Source organism: Kaistella chaponensis, assembly GCF_900156725.1.
Taxonomy (GTDB): domain Bacteria; phylum Bacteroidota; class Bacteroidia; order Flavobacteriales; family Weeksellaceae; genus Kaistella; species Kaistella chaponensis.
This window is the reverse complement of the sequence record NZ_FTOI01000003.1, coordinates 42,052-66,074: the sequence shown is the minus strand read 5'-3', so window position 1 is coordinate 66,074 and position 24,023 is coordinate 42,052. Positions and strand designations below refer to the sequence as shown.

The 24,023-nt window shown below is 34.5% G+C and carries 21 protein-coding genes, 1 other RNA gene and 1 pseudogene; 8 read left to right on the top strand and 15 right to left on the bottom strand.

Translation table 11 applies throughout. The features are described from left to right. The first annotated feature begins 35 nt into the window (after positions 1-35). Complete coding sequence (locus BW932_RS03990) at positions 36-683, top strand: LolA family protein (protein ID WP_076385611.1); 648 nt, start codon at positions 36-38, stop codon at positions 681-683. A 67-nt stretch (positions 684-750) separates the two neighbouring features. Then, positions 751-2,205 (top strand): LptF/LptG family permease, encoded by a 1,455-nt coding sequence (locus tag BW932_RS03985; RefSeq protein ID WP_076385609.1) that lies wholly within the window; start codon positions 751-753, stop codon positions 2,203-2,205. Positions 2,206-2,370: 165 nt separating this feature from the next. On the opposite strand, the gene BW932_RS03980 is transcribed toward BW932_RS03985, so the two are convergent. The 8 genes from BW932_RS03980 to BW932_RS03945 all read right to left on the bottom strand — a co-directional run bounded on the left by BW932_RS03980 (position 2,371) and on the right by BW932_RS03945 (position 10,401). Beyond that, a complete protein-coding gene (locus tag BW932_RS03980; RefSeq protein WP_076385607.1) occupies positions 2,371-2,940 on the bottom strand; it encodes a glutathione peroxidase in 570 nt (189 codons plus the stop codon). A gap of 180 nt (positions 2,941-3,120) precedes the next feature. Then, positions 3,121-3,783 carry a histidine kinase gene (locus tag BW932_RS03975; RefSeq protein WP_076385605.1) on the bottom strand — a complete coding sequence of 221 codons (663 nt, stop codon included), beginning with the start codon at positions 3,781-3,783 and terminating at the stop codon, positions 3,121-3,123. A 154-nt stretch (positions 3,784-3,937) separates the two neighbouring features. After that, a complete protein-coding gene (gene kdsB / locus BW932_RS03970) occupies positions 3,938-4,690 on the bottom strand; it encodes a 3-deoxy-manno-octulosonate cytidylyltransferase (protein ID WP_076385603.1) in 753 nt (250 codons plus the stop codon). 48 nt (positions 4,691-4,738) lie between these two features. Further along, a complete protein-coding gene (locus BW932_RS03965) occupies positions 4,739-5,992 on the bottom strand; it encodes a pyridoxal phosphate-dependent aminotransferase (RefSeq protein ID WP_076385601.1) in 1,254 nt (417 codons plus the stop codon). Positions 5,993-6,258: 266 nt separating this feature from the next. After that, positions 6,259-7,971, bottom strand: a complete 1,713-nt coding sequence (locus BW932_RS03960; protein ID WP_076385599.1) for a phospho-sugar mutase — start codon at positions 7,969-7,971, stop codon at positions 6,259-6,261. A 96-nt stretch (positions 7,972-8,067) separates the two neighbouring features. Further along, a complete protein-coding gene (locus BW932_RS03955; RefSeq protein ID WP_076385597.1) occupies positions 8,068-8,769 on the bottom strand; it encodes a GIN domain-containing protein in 702 nt (233 codons plus the stop codon). 14 nt (positions 8,770-8,783) lie between these two features. Next, a complete protein-coding gene (locus tag BW932_RS03950) occupies positions 8,784-9,734 on the bottom strand; it encodes a glycosyltransferase family 2 protein (protein WP_076385595.1) in 951 nt (316 codons plus the stop codon). Positions 9,735-9,822: 88 nt separating this feature from the next. Continuing rightward, positions 9,823-10,401 carry a DUF4199 family protein gene (locus BW932_RS03945; protein ID WP_076385593.1) on the bottom strand — a complete coding sequence of 193 codons (579 nt, stop codon included), beginning with the start codon at positions 10,399-10,401 and terminating at the stop codon, positions 9,823-9,825. A 152-nt stretch (positions 10,402-10,553) separates the two neighbouring features. On the opposite strand from BW932_RS03945, the gene ffs reads away from it, so the two are divergent. Next, positions 10,554-10,651: signal recognition particle sRNA small type (ffs, locus tag BW932_RS03940), an RNA gene on the top strand. A gap of 87 nt (positions 10,652-10,738) precedes the next feature. On the opposite strand, the pseudogene BW932_RS03935 reads toward ffs, so the two are convergent. From BW932_RS03935 to BW932_RS03915, 4 genes and pseudogenes are all read right to left on the bottom strand, one after another. Then, positions 10,739-11,418 (bottom strand): annotated as a pseudogene (locus BW932_RS03935) (metal-dependent hydrolase). A gap of 292 nt (positions 11,419-11,710) precedes the next feature. After that, on the bottom strand, positions 11,711-12,640 hold the full coding sequence (menA, locus tag BW932_RS03930) for a 1,4-dihydroxy-2-naphthoate octaprenyltransferase (RefSeq protein ID WP_076385591.1): 930 nt from the start codon (positions 12,638-12,640) through the stop codon (positions 11,711-11,713). An 83-nt stretch (positions 12,641-12,723) separates the two neighbouring features. Next, positions 12,724-13,560 carry a 1,4-dihydroxy-2-naphthoyl-CoA synthase gene (locus BW932_RS03925; protein WP_076385996.1) on the bottom strand — a complete coding sequence of 279 codons (837 nt, stop codon included), beginning with the start codon at positions 13,558-13,560 and terminating at the stop codon, positions 12,724-12,726. Between the two features lie 467 nt (positions 13,561-14,027). Continuing rightward, positions 14,028-15,440: an APC family permease gene (locus BW932_RS03915; protein WP_076385587.1), complete on the bottom strand. Its 1,413-nt coding sequence runs from the start codon at positions 15,438-15,440 to the stop codon at positions 14,028-14,030. A gap of 208 nt (positions 15,441-15,648) precedes the next feature. On the opposite strand from BW932_RS03915, the gene BW932_RS03910 reads away from it, so the two are divergent. Continuing rightward, positions 15,649-16,152, top strand: coding sequence for a DUF4920 domain-containing protein (locus tag BW932_RS03910; protein ID WP_076385585.1), 504 nt, complete (start codon positions 15,649-15,651; stop codon positions 16,150-16,152). A gap of 55 nt (positions 16,153-16,207) precedes the next feature. Here the strand turns inward: BW932_RS03910 and BW932_RS03905 are convergent, their stop codons facing one another. After that, entirely contained in the window at positions 16,208-17,314 is a 1,107-nt protein-coding gene (locus BW932_RS03905; RefSeq protein WP_076385583.1) for a M14 family zinc carboxypeptidase, read from the bottom strand. 347 nt (positions 17,315-17,661) lie between these two features. Here BW932_RS03905 and BW932_RS03900 point away from each other — a divergent pair, with 347 nt between their 5' ends. The 4 genes from BW932_RS03900 to BW932_RS03885 all read left to right on the top strand — a co-directional run bounded on the left by BW932_RS03900 (position 17,662) and on the right by BW932_RS03885 (position 23,387). Further along, positions 17,662-18,753, top strand: coding sequence for a TerC/Alx family metal homeostasis membrane protein (locus tag BW932_RS03900; RefSeq protein ID WP_076385581.1), 1,092 nt, complete (start codon positions 17,662-17,664; stop codon positions 18,751-18,753). A gap of 134 nt (positions 18,754-18,887) precedes the next feature. Continuing rightward, on the top strand, positions 18,888-19,400 hold the full coding sequence (locus BW932_RS03895) for a helix-turn-helix domain-containing protein (protein ID WP_076385579.1): 513 nt from the start codon (positions 18,888-18,890) through the stop codon (positions 19,398-19,400). 136 nt (positions 19,401-19,536) lie between these two features. Then, positions 19,537-20,892, top strand: coding sequence for an AAA family ATPase (locus BW932_RS03890; RefSeq protein ID WP_076385577.1), 1,356 nt, complete (start codon positions 19,537-19,539; stop codon positions 20,890-20,892). Between the two features lie 368 nt (positions 20,893-21,260). After that, positions 21,261-23,387 (top strand): S9 family peptidase, encoded by a 2,127-nt coding sequence (locus BW932_RS03885; RefSeq protein WP_076385575.1) that lies wholly within the window; start codon positions 21,261-21,263, stop codon positions 23,385-23,387. A gap of 66 nt (positions 23,388-23,453) precedes the next feature. Here BW932_RS03885 and BW932_RS03880 read toward each other — a convergent pair whose 3' ends face one another. Both BW932_RS03880 and BW932_RS03875 read right to left on the bottom strand, forming a co-directional pair. Continuing rightward, the gene (locus BW932_RS03880; protein ID WP_076385573.1) at positions 23,454-23,732 is read right to left on the bottom strand and encodes a type II toxin-antitoxin system RelE/ParE family toxin; all 279 of its coding nucleotides are present in this window, start codon (positions 23,730-23,732) and stop codon (positions 23,454-23,456) included. Then, the gene (locus tag BW932_RS03875; protein ID WP_076385571.1) at positions 23,732-24,001 is read right to left on the bottom strand and encodes a hypothetical protein; all 270 of its coding nucleotides are present in this window, start codon (positions 23,999-24,001) and stop codon (positions 23,732-23,734) included. The genes BW932_RS03880 and BW932_RS03875 overlap by 1 nt, the downstream gene beginning before the upstream one ends. Positions 24,002-24,023 lie beyond the last annotated feature (22 nt).

Below are 24,023 nucleotides of genomic sequence, written 5' to 3'. Positions count from 1 at the left end.
TTTTATAGTAAAATTTTAATCAAAAGAAAAGAAGAATGAAAAATACATGGAGTAAAATTTCTCTTGGGATATTAATTGTAGCAGCAAGCGCGAGTTTTTCTGCGCAGAAAATTGATGCCAAAGCAAAAACGATTTTAGACGCGATCTCTACTCAGTATAAATCTAAAAACAATGTGTATTTTAAATTTGTGTACGGAACAGGAAACAGTAAAAAAATTACGCGCACCGAACCTGGAATTTTCTATTCTGCAAAAGACAAGTACAAATTGAAAATCATGGGAACTGAACAGATTTTTGATGGCAAAAAATTGTATAATATTTCCGCAGAAGATCAAGAAGTTACCGTAGCGAAACCAACAGGAAACGAACAGATGTTCTCGCCTTTAAATTATATTGAAGAATATAAAAAAGGATACAACGTGAAATATATGGGGAAATTAATGGTGAACGGTGTGAATTCTGATTTCATTAAACTGACTCCAACTTCAAAAAACGGCATCCAAGAAGTCAATCTTTTTGTGAATGCTGCGAAAAAACAAATTGTAAAAGTGGAGCAATTTTCTACCGATAAATCTGTTTCTGTAATTGCGATCAGCGATTATAAAGAAAATCAAAACTTAAGCAGTGCCCTATTTAATTTTGACAAAGATCAATATAAAAATTACCTTGTCACTGAACTGTAAAATATTTTAAATTCAAAAAAAGTCACAAAGGAAAATTCTTTTGTGACTTTTTTGGTAAATTTGAACCATGATAAAAAAAATCGACGGTTACGTCATTAAAACTTTTTTCGGCCCGTTTATTTTTATTTTCAGTGTGTTGTTTTTCATATTTGTGGTCAACATTATCTGGATTAGATTGGCGCAGTTTACAGGCAAAGGACTGAGTTATTGGGAAATCCTGAAACTCCTCTCCTACCTTTCTGCGATTGTGGTGCAGCTTGTTTTGCCATTGACAATTCTGCTTTCAGCCATCATGACTTTTGGGGATTTTGGGGAGCGCTATGAACTTGCGGCAATGAAAGCGGCCGGAATTTCGTTGACCAGAATTATGTTGCCTTTATTTTTTGTCACCTTTATTTTTTCGCTATTTCTTTTTTTCTTTTCTAATAATGTCATACCCGATTTTCAGCGGAAAGCGAAGAATATGCTCTATAACATTGCTGCGACCAAACCTGCACTCAATTTTACTCCGGGACAGTTCATTCAGCAAATCCCAGGATACAGTGTGAAATTTGATAAAATTCTTGGCGAAAACGGCGAGAATATCGAAGGGGTTTTCATTCACAAAATGGCAAATTCTTACGAGAATCAACAATCAATCGTTGCCGAAAAAGGTAAATTTGTACCTGCAGCTAACCGGAATTATTTAAAACTTGTACTTTTCAACGGGCATATCTTCGAAGATAATATTGAAAACGTAGATTACGCACAGCGTTTGAAGCAACCAGATCAGGCGATTAAATTTGATACCATGGTTTCGCATTTTAATATTTCTGAAATCATTAATAAAGCTTTGGAAGCAGAAAAAATCACCGATGATTACACGTTTCAGAATTTTATTGAATTGAATACAACCATTGAGAAAGCAAAGACACAGAACAGCGATATTCTGAATAATATCAATTCAGAATTGGTGAATCAGACCAATGGATTTATAAGTTATATCGGTAAAACAAATACAAAAGAGACGCCGACTTCTGTTCCGAAATTTGAAACTTTAAAACCGCAGAAAAAACAGGAGGTTCTTTTCGGAGCCTATAGTAAAATTGAAAGTGTAAAGCAGCTCAATAGTACTAAAACAGAGCAAATTCAGGATCTTCATGCGTATTATTCCCGAATTATTATTTATCAACAGCGAATTTTTGCGTATTCGATGACGTGCTTAATTTTCTTTTTGATTGGGTCGAGTTTAGGGTCGATCATCAGAAAAGGAGGATTAGGATTGCCGGTAGTTATTGCAATCGTCGTTTTCATTATCTTTTACGTGATCAACTTATCTGTAGAAAATATGGCGTGGGCGGGAAAAATGGACCCTTATCTTGCTTCTTGGCTACCCAATATGATCCTATTCCCATTTGGCGCTTGGTTGACTTACAAAGCATTAACAGACTCACAACTCTTTGATGTGGAGAAATATAAAGCCATCTTTAAACCGCTGATCAATAGGTTTTCAAAAAATAAGGAACACGCGAGATATCGATAACAGTGTACCCGAAAATTCAAATTGTATTCTGATGCAATTTTGGCCTAGAAAAATATCATGAAAAAAGCAAAATAGTTGGTCTATTTTGCTTTTTTTTTGGTGTAAAAACCTTCGAATAGGTTTGTAACGAAACCTTACAATTTACATTTAAATAAAGAGTTAGACTTATTTCAGATATTTCGTAATGGATTCACTTGTTGGTTTTGTGGTACTGATAAAACTATCAATTAATTTCCCATTTTCATCGACCAAAAATTTAGTAAAATTCCATAGAATATTGGTGTTTTTCACGCCATTGAGATCTTTTTCTGTTAGATATTTAAAAATCGGAGCGATATCATCTCCTTTAACAGAAACTTTTGCCGCCATCGGAAAAGTCACGCCAAAATTCTTCTGACAGAATGCACCAATCTCCGCATTGCTTCCCGGTTCTTGCGCACCAAAGTTATTGGCAGGAAATCCTACAACGACTAATTGATCTTTGTACTGTTCTGCAACCTTTTCCAAATCAGCATATTGAGGAGTAAATCCACATTCTGATGCTGTGTTCACAATCAAAACTTTCTTTCCCTTGAAGTCGGCAAAATTAATTTCTTTACCATCAAGACTTTCCACTTTGTAGTCGTATAAGTTTTTCATTTCATTTGATTTATCTTTCGATATTTCTTGTTTATGGTTGGTGCAGCTTTGTAAAAAAGCGCCTATTGACAATAGGACAATAAATAATTTTTTCATTTACAGGAATTTAAAGATGATTATCTTTTTTTAATTTTAAAGAATGGCATAAAGAAAAATTTCAGTTCATCATGAAAAAGTTCTCCATTAAAAATCTGAGGATATCTTCCAAAGAAAACATCGCTGTACGAAATTTACAACAAAATTTGAACCAATAACCTATTTTCCGGCATCGGTCATTTAAAATTTAAAAGTATTGGCTGGAAAAACTTTATTGGTTTCTATTTTATTGATGATCATCACGTAGTCACTTTCTTTTTTCTGGGAAGATGATTCCAATCTGAAAGGCATCAAAAGATTTCCCACCTTTCGGTAATCGTTATAGATCAAAGTTTCGTCTGGTTTTACTTCTTTTAAAAGCATATAATTTTTCGTATCAAAAAAGTAGATGGTTTTATTTACATTTTTGGTCAACTCCACTTTATGACAGTACACTTCTCCTATTTTCTCTTTACCAAGATATTGTGCGTTAAAACCTTTATTTTCCCAATCTATAAAGTCGTTATCAAAACTTTCTGGGATGTAATTGGGATATACCTGAATTTTATTGGTGGCGTAATTCATCGCATATCCTTTTTTACCATCATACCCTTCAACTTGCGTTTCCTTTTTATTAATGGTAATCACTGTTTTGGTAAGATTCGGTCTTAGTTGATAAATTTTTATGGGATAATCATCATTGATTCCCAAAGTTACCTTTCCTTGTAAAATGACGGAGTTTAAAAGTTTCCAGTTGGTTAAACCACCCGATAATTCTATGTTTTTGTCTATAATTTCCTTTGCAGTTTGTGCATTAATCATGCAGCTCATCAACAATACAAATCCTAAAAATATCTTTCTCATTAAGGCAATCTATTTATTTTTCAAATATATACTTTTATTTTTTGTCAATTTAAAAATCGACTGTCAGAAACGTACATTAAATTTCTACTCTCTTTTTGTGATCCTGAAGATTCTGTTGATCCATTTTGAGCAAAAGATAATGATTCAAAAAAAATTACGTGAACTTTGGTGACGAATCTTGTTTCTTTAATATTTCCCGTGCTTTCTCCAAATCTTCGGGAACATCAATTCCGACACCTACAAAATCGGTTTCAATCATCTTAATTTTCATTCCATATTCCAAATAACGAATGCATTCTATTTTTTCCGCAATTTCCAACGGACTCATTGGTAAGTTTGCAAAATTCAGCAAGGCATTTTTTCTAAATGCATAAACGCCAATATGTTTAAAATACTCTGCTTTTATGGCAGTTTCCCGCGGATAAGGAATGACGGATCGGCTGAAATAGAGTGCAAAACCTTCACGATCAGTGATGACTTTCACATTGTTCGAATTTTCAATTTCTTCCTGATCTTTCAATTTGATTTTTAGAGAAGCCAACGAAATTTTTTCTTCCACATCGTTTTTAAAAACTTCTATCAGTTGTTTTAAAGGTTCTGTTTTCAGAAATGGTTCATCACCTTGTACATTGATGACAATATCGCAGTCGATGGTTGAAACTGCTTCTGCGATGCGGTCACTTCCCGTTTCATGTTGAGAAGTCATCATCGCATTTCCGCCTATACTTCTAACTTCATTAAAAATAATTTCGGAATCTGTAGCCACGAAAACTTCATCAAAAAGTTTGGTTTCAACTACATTTTCATAAGTTGTTGCAATTACTGTTTTCTCTCCCAAAAGTTGCATCAATTTTCCGGGGAATCGGCTAGCTTCGTATCTTGCAGGAATTACAGCGATAATTTTCATAAAATTACTTTAGAAATTTGATAATGATTGTTGGAATACCTGAAAACATTACTTTAATTGAGCCAAAGCTGCTTCTAATCTGGGCAACATTTTTTCTATTTCATTGAGTGACAATCCACCTGCAGAAGCTCTGAACCAAGGCATTTCTGAAGCGTTTCCAAATGCTGAAAAAGGAACCAAAGCAACTCCCGCTTCATTAATAAGATAGAAAACCAAATCTGAGGAATCTTTGATCACCGTTCCGTCTGGTTTCGTTTTTCCCAAATAATTCAGCTCGATTGTCAAATATAATGCGCCCATCGGTTTGATGCTTTCTACCGCAAAACCTCGGGATTTCAGATCTTGAATTCCGTGATGAAGAGCGTGTAAACTTGCGGCAATTTTTCCCTTAAAATCATTAACAAAAGCATCCACATTTTCGGTTTCTCCCAAAAATACAGAAACTGCTTCCTGCTCCGGTTTTGGTGCCCAAGCTCCGATATGACCGAGCAAAGCTTTCATTTTATCCATAATTTCTATTGGACCAAAACTCCAACCAACCCTAATTCCTGTTGCAGCAAAACATTTAGAACTTCCATCGATAAAAATGGTGTATTTTTCAAGCTCTGGAAAAAGCGAAACAGGATTGAAATGCTCTTCCTCAAAAGTCAGCATCGCATAAATCTGATCATACATCAAATAAAGGGGCTTTTCATTTTCACCTCTTTTTTTATTTTCTTCCAACACCAATTCACAGATTTCCGAAAGCTGTTCTTTGGTAAACATCGTTCCAGTCGGGTTTAACGGCGAACATAATGCTAACAAAACAGCACCTTGCAAATGAGGTTTCAAATCTTCTGCGGTGGGTAAAAAATTATTTTCCTGCAAAGTTTCTACTTCAACCTTATTCGCATTGCTCAAATATGCGTAGTGATTATTGTTCCATGACGGAATGGGATAAACGACTTTATCACGATCATCAACAATCGTTTTGAAAGCAGCATAAATTAAAGGTCTGGAACCGCCTGCAACTAAAATTTGGTTTTCATGATAATCGAGATTCCATCTTTTTTTAACATCTTTTGAAATTGATTTTCGTAAAGATAATAATCCGTTTGCGGGTGGATAATTGGTTAAATTATTTTGATAGGCTTTGTTGATTTCTTCTTTTAGTCTCGCCGGAATCGGATAAATATCAGCGTTTAAATCTCCAATGGTAAGATTCGCGATTTCTGCACCTTGTGCTTTTAAATCATTTACCTGATTTCCTATCTTAATAATTTCGGAACCAATTAAGTTTGCGGCAAGTTTTGATACTTTCATAGATAAATTTTAGTAAAATAAATATTGGATTGAATCCATCCTTTTATGCTTTTCAAATGTACAAATTTTAAATAATTTTTCGAAGCGAAAATACGATTTGGACTGTGAAAAAAGTCATTTTCACTCTTAAAAAATAGTTAAAGTCACCATTCTTTTATTGAATTTATTACGATCTATTTGTTTTTCATCATTTTTCTGATTTCCTCAAAGAAAAAGACAGAAAAACCCAATTCTCTGTCTTTTTTTACAATTTTGTCCTCTATTGATTAAAGTTTTAAATCTGCTTTAATTTTCTGGATTTTATTTTCTGCTTGAATTAACTTCGCGTTGAAATCTTCTTCCGAAGTAATGGAATCTTTCACCGAAACATAAAATTTAATTTTCGGCTCTGTTCCAGACGGACGAATACAAACTTTCGTTCCATCTTCTGTGTAATAACTTAAAACATTTGATTTTGGAATCTCATCCATGATCGATTTTTGATTGTCTATCAAGTTGAGAGAGGTTTGCTCCTGGAAGTCTTTAATTTCGGTTACTTTCGAACCTGCAAGTTCTTTCACCGGATTATTTCGAAAATCCATCATCATTTGGCTGATTTCTTCTGCTCCTGTTCTACCCTTTTTCACTACATTCACTAAACCTTCATAGTACATTCCCAAGTCTTCATAGATTTCAATCATGTACTGGTACATGGTTTTTCCTTCTGCTTTGCAAACTGCTGCAATTTCGCAAGCCAATAAAATGGAGCCACAAGAATCTTTATCTCGAACGAAATCTCCGGTCATAAAACCGAAACTTTCTTCGCCACCACAGATGAATTTTTCCTGACCTTCAAAATCGCGGATCATTTTACCAATCCATTTGAAACCGGTTAATCCAACTTTGCAATCCACACCAAATTTTTTCGCGAGATCATAGAAAATATCGGAAGTCACAATCGTAGAACCGATAAATTCTTTTCCGGTAATTTTTCCCGCTTTTTTCCACTGATCCAAAATATAGTAAGTCAAAATCGTGTTGCACTGATTTCCGTTTAAAAGCTGTAGTTCTCCTTCTAAATTTCGAACTGCAATTCCCAATCGATCGCCATCTGGATCGGTTCCGATAACGATATCACCGTTTGTAATTCGGGCCAAATCAAGTGCCATTTCCAAAGCAGCCGGTTCTTCAGGATTCGGGGATGCAACCGTAGGAAAATTTCCGCTTGGAATCATTTGCTCTCTTACCAAATCAACTTTTTTGAATCCCGCTTTTTCCAAAGCCTGTGGTACCGTAGTATAAGTTGTGCCGTGAATCGAGGTGAAAACAATATTCAGATTATCTCTGCCAATATTTTGATAAAGAGAATTTTTCATGCAGGCGTCGATATAAACTTGATCCTGCTCTTCTCCGATCCATTCGATTAAATCATCATTGCCGTTGAATTTAATCTGGTCAAATTTTACAGCATATACTTCTTTAATAATCGCACCATCTTGTGGAGGAACAATTTGTGCTCCATCATTCCAATAAACCTTGTAGCCATTGTATTCAGGTGGATTGTGAGAAGCCGTTAAAACAATTCCGGCATTGCATTTTTTATCACGAACGGTAAACGACAGTTCCGGAGTTGGGCGGTGTTGCTTGAACAATAAAACTTTAATTCCGTTTGCAGTCAAAACATCGGCACACATTTTTCCAAATTCTTTCGAATTATGCCGAACATCGTAAGCAATTGCGACTTTAATTTCCTGATTTTGGAACTGCTGATGAAGATAATTGGCTAAACCTTGCGTGGCTTGTCCAAGCGTGTATTTATTTAAACGATTGGTTCCAACCCCCATAATTCCGCGCATTCCGCCGGTTCCGAATTCCAATTCTTTATAAAAAGAATCTTCAAGTTCATCAGAATTTGTGTCGATCCAGTTTTGGATGGTGTTTTGTGTTTCCTGATCGAAAGAATCGGTCAACCAAAGTTTAGCTTTTTCTAAAGTAGTCATTGTAATTTTTTTAATGTCGTTTGACTTGGTTTATGTTTTTAGATTTTAAAATATTTGCATCATCAAATTTCATAAAACCTGTTAATTTCGTAGTCTTCAGTCTAATTTTTTATTTTCTACCGTTGTACCTTTTTCAATTTTAAAGGCGCGAATTGGATCGTTGTAATAAACAAATTTAGCCGAATTATTTATATTTCCTTTGATGGAATCTTTCACATTCACTTCCGCATAATTCCCGTTTTTGGAGTCAATCATCAAATCGCCAATTTGCCAGAAAGGTGCGATTAAACTGGCCGTATCAGCAATTTTAATGGTTGCTTTTTTTGTGGATCCAAGAAAATTTGCACGGCTTTTTCCTGTCATTTCCAAATCTGTTTTTCTGGAATTTACGGCTCCAATAAATTTAGCATTTTTTTTCAGATTCAACTTAAAATTATCGGTCTTAATTTCACTAGAAATATTCATTTCTACGCTGTCTGAAAGTGATAATTTTTCTAAATCGTATTTGGAATAAATGGTAATATTGTAAAAATCGATGCTATTTGTTGCGCTGCCTTCTTCAATGTTCAGGGTTTTATCTTTCACTGAAATTTTGAGATTATCCGCGATGTTTTTATAGGTTTCAACATTTACAAAACTGCTGTCACTTTTCACATAAAATGCACGAAATTTCCCTTGAAGATTGAGGTTGGTGAAATCTTCAACTTTGAGGTCTTTGCTTTCGATTTTACCTTTTGGGGAAATTTTACCGCAAGAAAAAAGCGTAAAAATGAGGATTAAATAAAATAAATTCTTCATTGGTTATTAATTCATTAAATCACTTCTTCCACGTGATAATTTTTGTGATCTCTATTGGTTCTGATAATCATTTCACCTAAAAATCCGGCGATAAATAGAAGTGTTCCTAAAACCATCATCGTCAAAGCGATAAAAAACCACGCGTTATTGGTTAGAAGATGACCGTAAATTCCGTGGGAAACATCGATTAATTTTGAAATTCCGAGCCAAAATGCAGAAAGAAATCCAACGATAAACATCAAAGTTCCAACGGCGCCGAAAAAATGCATGGGTCTTCCTCCAAAACGGCTTACAAACCAAAGCGTTATTAAATCTAAAAATCCACGCACAAAACGTTCTGTCCCAAATTTTGAAGTTCCATACGGTCGAGCTTGATGCTGCACTTCTTTTTCCGTAATTCTTCGGAAACCTGCATTTGCGGCTAAAACTGGAATATATCGGTGCATATCGCCATAAACATCGATGGATTTTACGACTTGTTTTTTATAGGCTTTTAGGCCACAATTGAAATCGTGAAGTTCTACACCAGACAATTTTCTTGCAGCAGCATTGAAGAGTTTGGAGGGAATATTTTTGGTCATTACATTATCGAAACGCTTCTTTTTCCACCCCGAAACGATATCATAATTTCCTAGTTTAACCATCTCATAAAGTTCAGGAATTTCTTCCGGAAAATCTTGTAAATCAGCGTCCATGGTAATGATGACATCGCCGATTGCTTTTTCGAAAGCTGCATGAAGTGCTTGTGATTTCCCATAATTTCTAGAAAATTTGATTCCGTGAATTTGCGGGAACTGCACTTTCAGATTTTCGATAATGCTCCAGGAAAGATCGGTGCTTCCGTCGTCGATGAACCAAATTTCATAGGAAAGATTTGCGGTCTTACAAACAGAATTAATTCTTGAAAAAAGTTCTTCAAGAGATTCTTCTTCATTTAAAAGAGGAATGATAATGGATAAATTCATTAAAGATTCAGAATTTGAAATTATTACCTCAAAATTAGAATATTATTTCGTGATTTTGAGATAGGATAAGTAATACTTTTTATTTAAATTATTGCTCGATACTGCTGCGGAAAAAACTCGCAAAAAATACAGATAAAATAACATAGAAAACCATGATGGCGCCGAAATAATAGGTAAACTGGCGGAACGAAAACATATCCTTGCCTTTGATCATCTCTGGAGAAAAACTTTGCAACCGGTTCTGATAATTTTTATCCAGTTCTTGTTTCTGCGCTGGATCTTTCATTCCAATTTTAGCTTTTTCGTACTCATTGTTGAGCTCGGTTTTTTGTCTTTCGATGTATTGATAATTCAAAAGATCTTTTGCATCGGTATCGGCAAAATTCAAAAACAAAAACATGGTAATCACAGATAAGATTCCGCCTACAAACATTGGTTTGAAAGATCGGCCGAAAATTTCTGTAAAACCCATCGCGATTCCGAGTTTTTTCACAGAATAGATTGAAAAATAGGCACCTGCAACATAAATGACAGGAAGAAGAAAAGCATTTAATAGCAATGAATTATTAAAATATTCGGTATTCATTCCAAAAAAATACATCCCAAAAAAAACCAGCATCGTAGCACCAAAAAGGATTAAACCTACTCTATAAACAGTATTTACCATAATTAAAACTTAAAATTTTTATATTTTATTAACCCCTTCAAAAACAATCATTAAGGGAATTACTATTGTTATTTTTATTGACTTACGCACACTTTTTTTAAAAAATTAGCAATACAGATTTTGAAATTTGAATTAAACGCTTATCTTTGCAACGGCAAGTCCTAAACAACCAGCTCCTGAGAATCCTCCAGGGTGGGAACGCAGCAAAGGTAATTGGTTGTAGCGGTGTGATTTAGGTAGCTTGCCATTTTTTGTGCCTTATTTTCAGATTTTATTGAGAGGTGTCGCACTTCGTTCCAAAATTCTTTTTCTCTACGATTCAACTTCTTTTTTTGATTTAAATTTCGAAAGTTTCTCCCAATTTGGGCAAAATCAATTCCACCTTTTTTTCATCGAACCGTGTTTTTGCTTCATCGTGATTTATTTTAATCGGTGGAAAAGTATCAAAATGACAACCGATCACTTTTTTTGTTTTCAATAATTCAGAAGCGGCAAAACTTGCTTTTCTGGCGCACATCGTATAATGAGAACCAATAGGAAGTATTGCTAAATCGATGTTTCCAAATAATTTCGGGAATAGTTCCATATCTGCCATGACTCCGGTATCACCTGCTAAATACACGTTTTTCCTTCAAATCTAAAAATATATCCGCAAGGTTCACCGCCATAAGTTCCATCGGGAAAACTGCTTGTATGACTTGCCGGAACCATAGAAATTTTCAGATCCAAAAATTTCGCGGAACCGCCAAAATTGATATCAATCGAATTCGGATGACCAAAATACCCGCAAATTTCCGGTTGTCCAATAATTTGTGCTTCGGGATGAAATTGCAAAACTTCTTTCACATCGGCTATATGATCGCCATGAGCGTGAGTAATCAATACATAATCAATCTTTTGTGCAGCGATATCAAATTCTGATTTTTCCTTTTGAAAATTATAAAACGGATCGCTTAAAATATTTTTTTCTTTATACGTGAACAAAAAACAGTTTTGTCCGAGGTATTGTATTTTCATTTTTTTAGAGTTTAAATTTAGTTTTCGCTTGTAATGGAAGTAAAGAGATTAATTACAAAACAAATTAGGATTGTACCAAAGCTATTCTAGAATAAATAAGTTTAGTCTGGTTCAATTTTTTTAAATCCTATACAAATTGATTAAAATGATCCATAATTTACAGTGAGAATTATTCGCAAAATTAAATCTGTATTTCCGCTAGAACTTCCATCAGTTTTATTGATATCGAAAAATTCAAAACAAAAAAGATAAGAGCATTTCTTTTATTGGCAAAATTTACTTTCCTATCTATTTAAAAATAATTCAACCCAAAAGCTACCAAAATCGCCATCATTAAAGTCATTATTCCTACTTGCTTTAAAAACGGATCCAACTCTTTCGGGTTTTTAACTTCCATAATTTTTCGTCTGATTCCCGTCATTGGAAACATGAGGATGAAAAAGATAAAGGCGTAATATTTTTTTTGGGTATGCAAACCATTCATCATCATGAAAACCAACATTAAAATTAAGGGCAACTGCAATAAGATCACTTCGTAAACCATTGCTTTTTTGAAACCCAATCGCAAAGCCAAGGTATTTTTTCCGCTTAATGCATCGCTTTCAATATCGCGCATATTGTTCAGATTCAAAACCGCTGCACTGAGCATTCCTACGGCAGTTGCGGGTAAAAGCATATCCAAATCGAAGTTTTTGGTAAACAGAAAATAACTGCCACAAACCGAGACCAATCCGAAGAAAATAAAGACGAAAATATCTCCCAATCCCATGTAACCATAGGGTTTTTTTCCAACCGTATAACCAATTGCTGCCAAAATACACGCAATTCCTAATCCTACAAAAATGTAAAATTCCTTCATTAAATGAACGGTAAAAAATGCGAAATACAACAGCGCAAAAGTTGCAATACATGAAAGAATTGCAAATAAAATAACGGCATTCTTCATTTGATTTGCGGTTATTTTTCCAGAAGCTACTGCTCTTTGTTCAGCTTCTCCGATCCTATTTTTGTCTGTTCCTTTGATGCCATCACCGTAGTCGTTTGCGAAATTTGACAAAATCTGGTACAATAAAGTCACCAAAATTGCCAAAGCAAAAATTTTCCAGTCCCAAGTTCCGCCTTGTTCGGTAATTCGCCATTTTGCAATGAAAGAACCCAAAATAATTCCGCTCATCGAAAGCGGCAAAGTGCGCAATCTTGCGGCTTTTATCCAATCTGTCATTTTAGTTATTAGTTGTGGGTTGTCGGTTGTTGGAAAATTATTTCAGAAAACTGATCACTATTAACCAAAAACCATCAATCAAATTATGAGATCCATTTATCGTCTCCGAAATCGGGTTTGCGTTTTTCTAAGAAGGCATTTCTACCCTCTTTTGCTTCTTCGGTCATATAAGCAAGTCGCGTAGCTTCCCCTGCAAAAACTTGTTGTCCCACCATTCCATCGTCGGTTAAATTCATGGCGAATTTCAACATTCTGATGGATAACGGAGATTTTCCAAGAATTTCTTGCGCCCATTCATAAGCTGTTTCTTCTAATTTTGCATGCGGAATTACTGCATTGACCATTCCCATTTCTTCTGCTTCTTTTGCGGAATAATTTCGACCTAAAAAGAAAATTTCTCTCGCTTTTTTCTGTCCGACCATTTTTGCCAAATAAGCAGAACCGTAACCACCATCAAAACTAGTCACATCGGCGTCGGTTTGTTTGAAAATTGCATGTTCTTCACTCGCCAAAGTCAAATCACAAACGACGTGCAACGAGTGACCTCCTCCTACTGCCCAACCGTTTACAACGGCTATAACGACTTTCGGCATAAATCTGATGAGTCGCTGAACTTCTAAAATATTTAAGCGATGTCTTCCATCTTCTCCCACGTAACCTTGTTCGCCACGAGCTTTTTGATCACCGCCACTGCAGAAAGCGTGACCACCGTCTTTCGGACTCGGTCCTTCTCCGGTTAATAAAACGACACCAACAGAAGAATCTTCTGAAACGTGATAAAAAGCGTCGTATAATTCTGAGGTGGTTTTCGGGCGAAACGCATTGCGAACTTCGGGTCTGTTGAAGGCGATCCTAGCGACTGCGCCACATTTTTGATAGGTAATATCGTCGTATTCTTTTACGGTTTTCCAGTCGATCATTTTGTCTAAAAATTTTGCGTAAAGATAGGGAAAATAAAAAGTGAAGTCAAAAGGAAAATGGCTCCTATTTTGGAATGTTGCAAGTTTTTCTGAAGACGAAGTTTTTCGATTAAGCAATTAATGTTTCGAGTTTTTCATTGCGATTTACTTTTGAAAAATTCGGGGGAAACAGGTGTATTTTGCGGTAAAAAATTTTGGGAAAATGCGCCTTATTTCCAAACTTGGGATTTTTCTGGACTGAGATATTGGGATCTGTTTTGGAAGGATTTTTCTTTGAATTGTTTGTTTTCTATGGAGATCAATCGGCCTGAAAACTTGGGTAAAAAAAAATTCCTGAAGTTTTAGCCCCGGTTGAACGGCCTGTTTGAGCTCTCCCGATGCATTTGATCGGGAAGCGAGTAGTGAAAACGGGACTGATCTTGGAGAAAGACGTAAATCTGGTTGCTCCTAAAAAAAATAAACCGGAATTATTCTATTTTATTCTTTCTATTGATGAAAAGATACACGGGTAATCCCAGTAAAATCAGGATAAATCCGGGCCAAGTATATTGAGGTTTAAAAAATATGAGCAATGCGCAAAATGCGGTTCCAATGATTAAATACAAGATTGGAGTAACTGGATAAAGCCAGGTTTTATAGGGCCTTTCGAGGTTTGGTTTTTTGATGCGTAAATAAATAACGCCAAAAACGGTGATCATATAAAAAAGCACAATCACAAAGGAAATCATATCGAGCAAATCTCCGTACTGTCCGCTTAATGCGAGAACTGAGGCCCAAATTCCCTGCATCCACAAGGATTTTCCGGGAACGTTGTTTTGATTATTTTCGATGGCTGATTTGAAGAACAAGCCATCTTTTGCCATGGTTTGAAAAACGCGTGCGCCAGCTAAAACCAATCCGTTAATGCAGCCAAAAGTAGAAACCATGACCAAAACTGCCATAATGATGGTTCCGATGCTTCCAAAAATAACTTCGGAGGCGGCAACTGCAGGACGATTTTTGTCTGCAAATGCAATTCCGTTTCGATCTAAAGCATGGAGATATACAAAATTTACGAGCATATATAAAACCATCACCACGATTGTTCCCAAAACCATTGATTTTACTACATTTTTCTTTGGATTTTCGATTTCTCCGGAAACAAAAGTTACATTTTCCCAAGCGACAGAACTGAACACTGAACCAACCATTGCCGCTGCAATTCCACCTAAAAGAGTCATTCCACCAATGGATTTCCAACCGGTTGGAACTAAGTCGTTGCCTACTTCTTGACCAAAATCCTGAAAAGCGTTCCAATTGAAACTCATGTTTCCGGACCATTGTGAATTTTTCACGAGGATAAACCCGAAAATAATAATTCCGAGTAAAGCCAAAATTTTGGAGGTCGTGAAAAGATCTTGCAGAATTTTTCCGTTCTTCAAACCTTTTGTATTGATGTATGTGAGTAAAATAATGATAAAAATTGCCAAAATTTGAATCCAGGTAATTTTGAAACCGCCGTTTTGAAATAGCGGTGCAGAATCATTGAGCGCAGGAACCAGATAAGCTGTAAATTTCCCGAACGCCATTGCAACTGCCGCAATTGTACCGGTTTGAATCACGGTAAATAAACCCCATCCGTAGAGAAAGCCGGTCATTTTCCCAAAAATTTCGGTGATGTACGTATATTGACCACCTGCTTTTGGAAACATGGAAGAAAGTTCGCCATAAGAAATTGCGGCGGCGATGGTCATAATTCCTGTAATGACCCAAACAACAATTAACCAATATCCTGATCCTAAATTCCGCATCATGTCGGAACTCACGATAAATATTCCGCTGCCAATCATTGAGCCCATTACGAGCATTGTTGCATCCCACAGTTTGAGTTTTTTATCCATACGTTTATCTCATTTCAGTTTTTGGCTAAGAAGATCTTCATCGAATTAGCGGTCGTTTAATTTTTTTAGTCTTGAAAAACGTAAATATATAAATTTTCTGCAATGAATTAAACATTTAGGTAAGACTTCTCTATCAATAGGACGGATAACTTCATTTTTACGAAGAAACTTCTCGATAAAATTTGTTAATTTTGTAAAAATTTACAACATGAAAAAAGTAGTCTTTTTATTAACGATCGCATTTTCTACCTTAACCTTCGCTCAGGAAGCAGAACAGAAAATGGGACCACCTTCAGGAAACGCTTCATTAGGTGATTTTTACGGTGCACAAGTTTCTGCAGCGATAGAAAAATCCGCAGTTTCGCCCGCTTTATTACAAAAGAAATTAAAAAAATCTAAAAAAGTAGCGAATGTTGCGATCAAAGGAAAAGTAACCGATGTATGCGATAAAAAAGGATGTTGGTTAACTGTAGAAACAGAAAACAATGACAAATTCTTAGTGAAAATGAAAGATTATGCGTTTTTCGTACCCACTGCATTGAAAGGTAAAAATGTAGTTCTAGAGGGAAGTGCGGAGAAAAAAATAATTTCTGTAGATGAGCAAAAACATTATGCAGAAGACGCCAAAAAACCTCAATCAGAAATTGATGCAATAACAAAACCGCAGGAGGAAATCAGATTTGTAGCCAGCGGAATTAAAGTGGTTAATTAATATTTTAACTTTTTAATCCATATAAAAGCGAAGTTTATTGACTTCGCTTTTTTTTTTATATAATTTCAAAATTGACTTCAGCGTCGAGCTTTGGGAATTTTTTTTCACAAACAAAAGTCTTTCCTGTGCAGTCGATTTCTTTCCAGCCTTTCTTTTTTCCGATATCACCAACTTCCACAACGATTGGAAGAAACGAAATCTCATCTTCACCATCCAAAATTTCTTCTTTATACTGCACTGCAATATCTAAAATACATTCAAAATCAGTATTCAATTTTACATTTCTGTAGATGACATCGAAATGAGTTTCTTTATTTTCAGGGATCTGTTTGTAAGTTTCCCAGTTTTCTGTGGATCCATTTAATTCTGAAATTGCTTGTAATCCCTCATATAAAGCAATCGTGTAATATTTCCGGGTTCCTTCTCTTTTGTAATCATTAGGAAAATGGCCGCCTTCGTACAAAATGGTTGGAATCCCCATTCTGGTAAAATTATCACCGGTAGAAGTGGGATAAAACTCATCAGAATATCTTGCAATCTGATTCGGAATTTCAGATTTCAAATTTTCATAAATTCTAGAAATTACAGCCATTGCCTTTTTACGGGTTTCTGTGATGGTTCTCTCGTGATCTGCAGCGGGAGATAAAAAGGAAAGCGTCGCGGGATTTTCGCCATCGGTTGTAAAAATAGTTCGCTGTTCATGAAGATTTAAAGCGTAATTGTAACTTCCAGTTTCTGCAATCTTCTTTAACACGCGAAACTCTTTACTAGAAAGCTTTAAGAAGTCTCTGTTCATATCAATATCCAACGCATTTCTTCGGGTCCATTTCTCCGAACCATCTGGATTAAGCATAAAAATAAAATCCAAACTTATTTTGGAAAAAAGCTGGTGCATCAATTCAGGTTGATGTTTAAATATCTCGAGTAAATCAAGCATTGCATGAGTTGCGTTCGACTCGTTACCATGCATTTGAGACCATGCTAAAACTTTGATTTTACCATTTCCCATTCTCAGATTAAAAATAGGTTTATCCAAAAACGATTGTCCGACCTTCTGAATATGATCGCTGTAATTCGTCTGTAGGTAAAAAAATAATTTTTCGGGGGAAATATAGCGATTTGGGAAATCAGGATTTTTTCGGTACACCAATCTTTGAGTCATTGTATAAAATTTTACATTTTTCAAATTTAATTTTTTTTAACCGAATTCTAAAATTTACTTTTGTAAATAAGTTAAACATCGCAAAATGCCAATTTGTCTGTTGATTAAATTGTGGATTGCTTTATTTATAATTATTTTAATTAATTAATTGTAAAACAGTATTTTATAATTTTTATATTAAGTTGTTATTTAATTGTACTTTAAGTATAAAACACTGTGGAAAAGTCCATTTGTAGGTAAAAACAATAAACATGTTTGTTTTGTAAATCCTATCGCCTTCATCATTTATATACAAATGTAAATTTCGTAAAATTGATATTTTCAGTATCTTCGCGGATATTTATATTATGACAAACGAAATTGTTTTTTTACTGGGATTTTTAGTCTTTATTGTCTTTATCCTTGCATTAGATTTAGGACTATTAAATAAGAAATCTGATGTTGTTTCGATGAAGCAAGCTGGATTAATGAGTATTTTCGTGGTTGCGCTATCGATGTGTTTCTATCTTTTACTCATTACTTACGGTCACCTACTCCATGGGATCAACAGTATGGAAAAACTGCAGCAGGTCATTTCTTCGCATCATCATCCGGTGAAAATAATTCCGGGCGATCTGGAAAGCAGTATTCAATTGTATAATCAGAACTTGGGATTAGAATATCTTACCGGCTATGTGATCGAATATGCACTTTCTGTGGATAATATATTTGTCATGGTATTGATATTCTCTGCTTTTGGCGTGGCACAGAAAAATTACCACCGCGTTCTTTTCTGGGGTATTTTGGGAGCGATTGTCATGCGCTTTATCTTCATCTTTGTGGGTGCAGCCTTGATTGCTAAGTTCGCGTGGATTATGTACGTTTTCGGAGCGTTTCTTGTGTTTACAGGAATTAAAATGTTCCTGGATAAAGATAACGATGAGAAGATCGATACCCAAAACCATCCTATTGTTAAGTTTGCGAATCGGTTTTTTAAGGTTCACAATCATTTTGTCGGAAACAAATTTTTTGTAACGATAGAAGGTGTCAAAAAAGTTACGCCCTTATTTTTAGTATTACTTATCATTGAAGCGACTGATTTAATCTTTGCGATTGATAGTATTCCCGCAATTTTTTCGGTGACCAAAGATGCTTATGTTGTCTTTTTTTCGAATATTTTTGCCATTATTGGTTTGCGATCTATGTTCTTTATTCTTGCGGGAATTATCGACAAATTCCGCTTCCTCAAAATTGGATTGGCAATTCTTTTAACATTCATAGGTTTAAAGATGTTGTTCCATCATTACCTTGAAGATTGGGGATTTTCTACCACTCATTCTTTAATCGTAATTGTTGTGATATTAGGTTCAAGCATTTTCTTCTCCTTAATTTTCCCAGAACGCAAAAAAGACCGAACACTAAAATTTGACCCCAATAATGATGATCATTTACGTCATTAATTAAATTTGTAAACCGATTAATTAGCTAGTAATTAATTATTTAAATCTTGCTTTTACTTTTGTAAAGAAAAAAACCTTTCATTGGTTTACTTTTGTATTTTATATTTGTAAAATATTTAATTACATTTGTAATCATGAATTTAAACGAACGAATTTCAAAAATTATCGAATATTCAGAATTGACTGCTTCTGAGTTTGCCGATGAAATTGAAGTGCAGCGCTCTAATATTTCCCATATCGCTTCTGGCAGAAATAAACCGTCGCTGGATTTTCTTATTAAGATCAAAAACCGTTTTCCCGAATTACAATGGGATTGGCTCATTACGGGATTGGGTGAAATGGTAAAAAAGAAAGATGAAGAAGAAATTGTGGAAAAACCTAAACCTTCTTCTCTCCCAGATTTATTTTCCTTAATTAATGATGAAAATTTTGGCATCACCGAATCTGAAGATACCATTGAAAACGAAAGTCTACGAGAATCTAAAATTCTTGAACAAAGTCCAAAGAAGAAAGAAATATTTGATTCTCATCGATTAGAACTTTCTGAACCCGAGATTCCGAAGCAACCGGTTGAAAATGAAGCTTTTAAAATAAAAAGAATTATTTGGTTTTATGAAAATGGAAAATTTGAAAGTTTTGAACCTTAAATTCTCAAAAATCTGAAAATTTATATTTAATCTTATAATTCATTTTTTTTGATTGGTTATTAAAACTTCTCCATTTCAGCACCTGCACTTTTTCTTATAAATTTTGTAGCTTTGATTATCATCAAAATTTTATTTTATGAAATTGGCCGAACTTGGAAAAGAACTACAAATATCGATCGAGAGTTTTATTAAACTTATGCGCGATTTTGATTTGGAACTTGCAGAATGCCTAAGTACCAATTTAGACATTAAAAAAGATTTTGAAAAGTTTGCAAGAGCGAACATTGAATTCCTAAAAAAATATGAAACGGATTCAGGTCAAAATATTTACCTAGAAAGTATCGCCGAAAATACCAATCAATCGAGTGACATTGCTCCTGAAACTAATGGACAACAAACACCTCACCTTTTTGACAATGGTCATTCTAAACTTCCCGTTTCAGGTTTCGGAATCGATCATATAATGCATGGAAATCAGCAATTTGAAGATGACAATTTTGGGGAGCAAGCAAGTTTCAGGCATAACAAGTTGATTGGTTACCATGATTTATTCTCTTACATTTCGCAAACTTTAGAACCATTTATTAATCAGTCACCTCTCACCGATTGGGGAATTCATAAAACGGCGGGAATTATTCTTTACGGTCCACCCGGAAGTGGAAAAATCTTTTGGGCAAATAAAATAGCCGAGATTACAAAGTACCGCTTCGAGCAAGTTAAAAGATATTATTACGGGACTTCTTTCATCGATGGAAAAAAGACAAGTTTCAATGATTTTTTACTTCAAATGATGAAAGATGACAAAGTCCTTCTTTTTATGGAAGATTTTGATAAAATGATGGCGCAACGAAATGAGCAGAACGCTGTATCTTCCGGCGATGAGGAAACCAAAGAAATTATTTTACATTATATCGGACATTTTGAAAATGAAAATTTGTTGATGGTCGGTTCGGCAAATTCATTACTAGAAATCGATAAAGAAATTCTTGCACCCGGAAGATTTGATGTGATGATTCCCGTATTTCCGCCAAATTCAGATGAAAGGTTAAAGATGATTTTGCACCATATTACAGATAATTTGGGGGAAGATTCCTTATTAATAAAAATTTTGTTGAAAAACGATGCGAATATTCTACCCTTTTGGAAAGACATTTCCGACCAAATGAAGGTTTTCTCCAATACCATGATCGTCGATTTTACCCAAAGCTTAAAAAAACGGATTAGAAATCAGTATTTAAAAAACAATTCCGATCAAATCAAAATCGACAGCAACCTGCTGAATGCTGCGCTAAGAGATGCTTCTGCAAAACTTACCGGTGAATATTTAGATCAAGTCAATCAATTCATCAGTGATATTTCGATTAATAATTATGATGATTTCACCCATAGAATTCAGGAATTGAAAAAAGAATTAGAATACTACAAGGTCATCGAATCTCCTCGATCGCCGATTGGTTTTCAGCATAATGAAGACCAACCGAAAGAGAATTAGCGGTTTGCAAATAGAAGATAATTACCTTAAAAGAGCCGCCAAATAATGACTTTTATTTTGATTTTCGGAATCTTCAGGAATGCTTTTTGGCTCCGAAAACCTCGATTGCGATTGCCTTCTTTCTCTCATTCATTATATGACAAGAAGAAGTTTTCAATTTTCCTTTTTCGAATTCAAGCAGCGCTTCACCAAATTTTTCTTTCACTTTTTGGGAATTCTTTTTCCCTATAATAAGGAGTGATTTTAGAACAATTCTTCTTGTTTAAAAAAGGAAAGAAAATTTTTATTTATTTTTCCTTGCCCCCATAAACTACAATTTTTTTGGTCTAATAAAATTACTATCTTTGAATTATTATCAAAATTATCCAATGAAAAAGTTTTTTTTATCAATTTCTATCTTGGTTTCTGCGCACTATTTTACACAGGAAATCACCTTAGATAAAATTTATTCCGGCTATTATCGCGGCAAAGGAATTTCAGGAATCGCCTCCCTAAAAAATGGCGAAAATTATGCGGTTATTGAAAAAGATGGAATTGCCAAATATTCCTACAAAACCACCATTAAAGAAGGAAATATTGTGAATGGAAATTTCCAGTCCTATATTTTCAATGATGATGAATCAAAAATTTTACTTTTAAAAGAAAGCACTCCTATTTATAGACATTCATTTTTAGGAAAATTTGATGTTAAAGATTTGAAATCTGGGAAAATTCTTTCTTTAAATAACGGAAATTTTGTTCTGGAACCTACTTTTTCTCCAGATGGAACCAAAATCGCTTTTATCGCCGAAAATAATATGTTTTATCAGGATTTGGCTTCTGGAAAAATCACGCAGATTACTACAGATGGTAAGAAAAACTCGATCTTAAATGGTCTTGCTGATTGGGTTTATGAAGAAGAATTCGGACACGCAAAATTGTATGACTGGACGAAAAATTCTGACGCAATTGTCTTTGTAAAATCCAATGAATCAGAGGTTCCTGAAATGTATATTCCCATTTATGGAAAACAGCTCTACCCTTCTGAAATGCGTTTCAAATATCCAAAAGCGGGTGAAAAAAACTCTGTAGTTTCCGCACATTTATATCGTTTAGATGCCAATAAAACGATGGCTTTAAACTTATCCGGCTTTAAAAATTATTACATTCCGGATGTTCATAAAACTGCAAAAGCGGACGAAATTATTCTAATCACTTCGGAACGAATTCAAAATTCTTCTGATATTTTAAAGGTCAATACGAAAACCGGAAATATCACCAAACTATTTACAGAAAGTGATGATCAATGGATTGATACAGATAATGTGACTTTAGAATTTCTGGATGATAATTCTTTTATTTGGGGTGCAGAACGGGATGGAAACAGACATCTTTATTGGTATGACCAAAATGGAAAACTAAAAAAGCAAATCACAAAAGGAAACTGGGAAGTAACTGATTATTATGGATTTAACCCAAAAACAAAAGAAGTTTTCGTACAGACTACAGAAAAAGGAAGCATCAACAAAGTCGTTTCCAAAATTAATATAGACTCGGGAAAATCAATCATCATTTCAAATTCCGAAGGCAATAACAGTGCAAATTTCAGCGGAAATTTCAATTATTTTATAGAAACTTCTTCATCTGCAGCCAAACCATATACTTTTACCTTAAAGGATAACAGCGGAAAAACTTTGAAAGAACTTCAAAATAACAATGATCTTTTAGCGAAACTAAAAGCAGATAATTTTGTCGAAAAAGAATTTTTCACCATTCCAAATGAAGTTGGTGATCAGATGAATGCGTGGATTATTAAGCCGAAAAATTTCGATAAAAATAAAAAATATCCCGTGTTTATGTACCAATATTCCGGTCCGGGTTCGCAACAGGTTTCCAATTCTTGGGATGGTGGAAACGCGATCTGGTTTGAAAGTCTGGTTCAAAAAGGATACCTTGTTGTGTGCGTTGACGGACGTGGAACTGGTTATAAAGGAACCAAATTTAAAAAGGCAACCTACATGAATTTAGGTAAATACGAAATTGAAGATCAGATTGCGGCGGCAAAATGGTTGGGAAAACAATCTTTCGTTGATGCCTCAAGAATCGGAATTTTCGGATGGAGTTTTGGTGGTTATATGTCGAGTTTGGCGTTAACAAAAGGAGCAGATGTTTTCAAAGCAGGAATTGCAGTTGCACCGGTTACCAATTGGAGATATTATGATTCGGTTTATACAGAAAGATTCATGAGAACACCGCAGGAAAATCCAAAAGGATACGACGAGAACTCTCCTACCGAATTTGCAAAATTAATGAAAGGTAAATTCTTATTAATTCACGGAACAGCCGATGATAACGTACATTTTCAAAACTCAATGGAGTTTTCTGAAGCTTTGATCCAAAACAAAAAACAGTTTGAATTTATGGCTTATCCGGATAAAAATCACGGTATTTACGGTGGTCAAACAAGACCGCAATTGTACGAAAAGATGACGAATTTTATTTTGGATAACTTATAAAATTTGAAGTGTAAAAAAAACGTAAAAAATCCATTCATAAATATTGAATGGATTTTTTTTACTTAATTAATAAGAATGCGAACTACTATTATTGATCAAGGTTACAAGAAAAATCTTGTCATTTATTTCTTGATAAATTAAAGAATTATTTTTATCAATTATACATTTTCTGAAGTTAAGAAGTTTTGATTTTGGACAAATTTCTTTATGGTTTGAAAGTCTTTCAAGCAGTTCATCAAAATTATTCTCAAATTTCTCAATTGATTTCGAAGTCCAGTTTACCAGAAGATAATCAATCACTTTAAAATAGCTTCCCAAAACCTCATAAGACCAAACAATTTCCATTATTTTGTTGCCTCTTTGATGTATTCTCTAATCTTTTTTTTCGCTTCTTCATGCGACAAAGTTCTGCCATTTTTAATATCATCAATACCTCTTTCAACAGATTTTTTTTGATCACTTGTCAAAGAATCTGCCCAATCTTCTTTTAATAAATTTTCTTTCTTTGCAGAATTTTGAAATTTTAATGAACTGATATAATCATTCACATTCTGAAATAATTCTTTCGGAAGGGTTTGTAAATTATTCTGTATATCTTTTAGGGTAATTTCCATCTTTTTTGGATTTATTTTAATC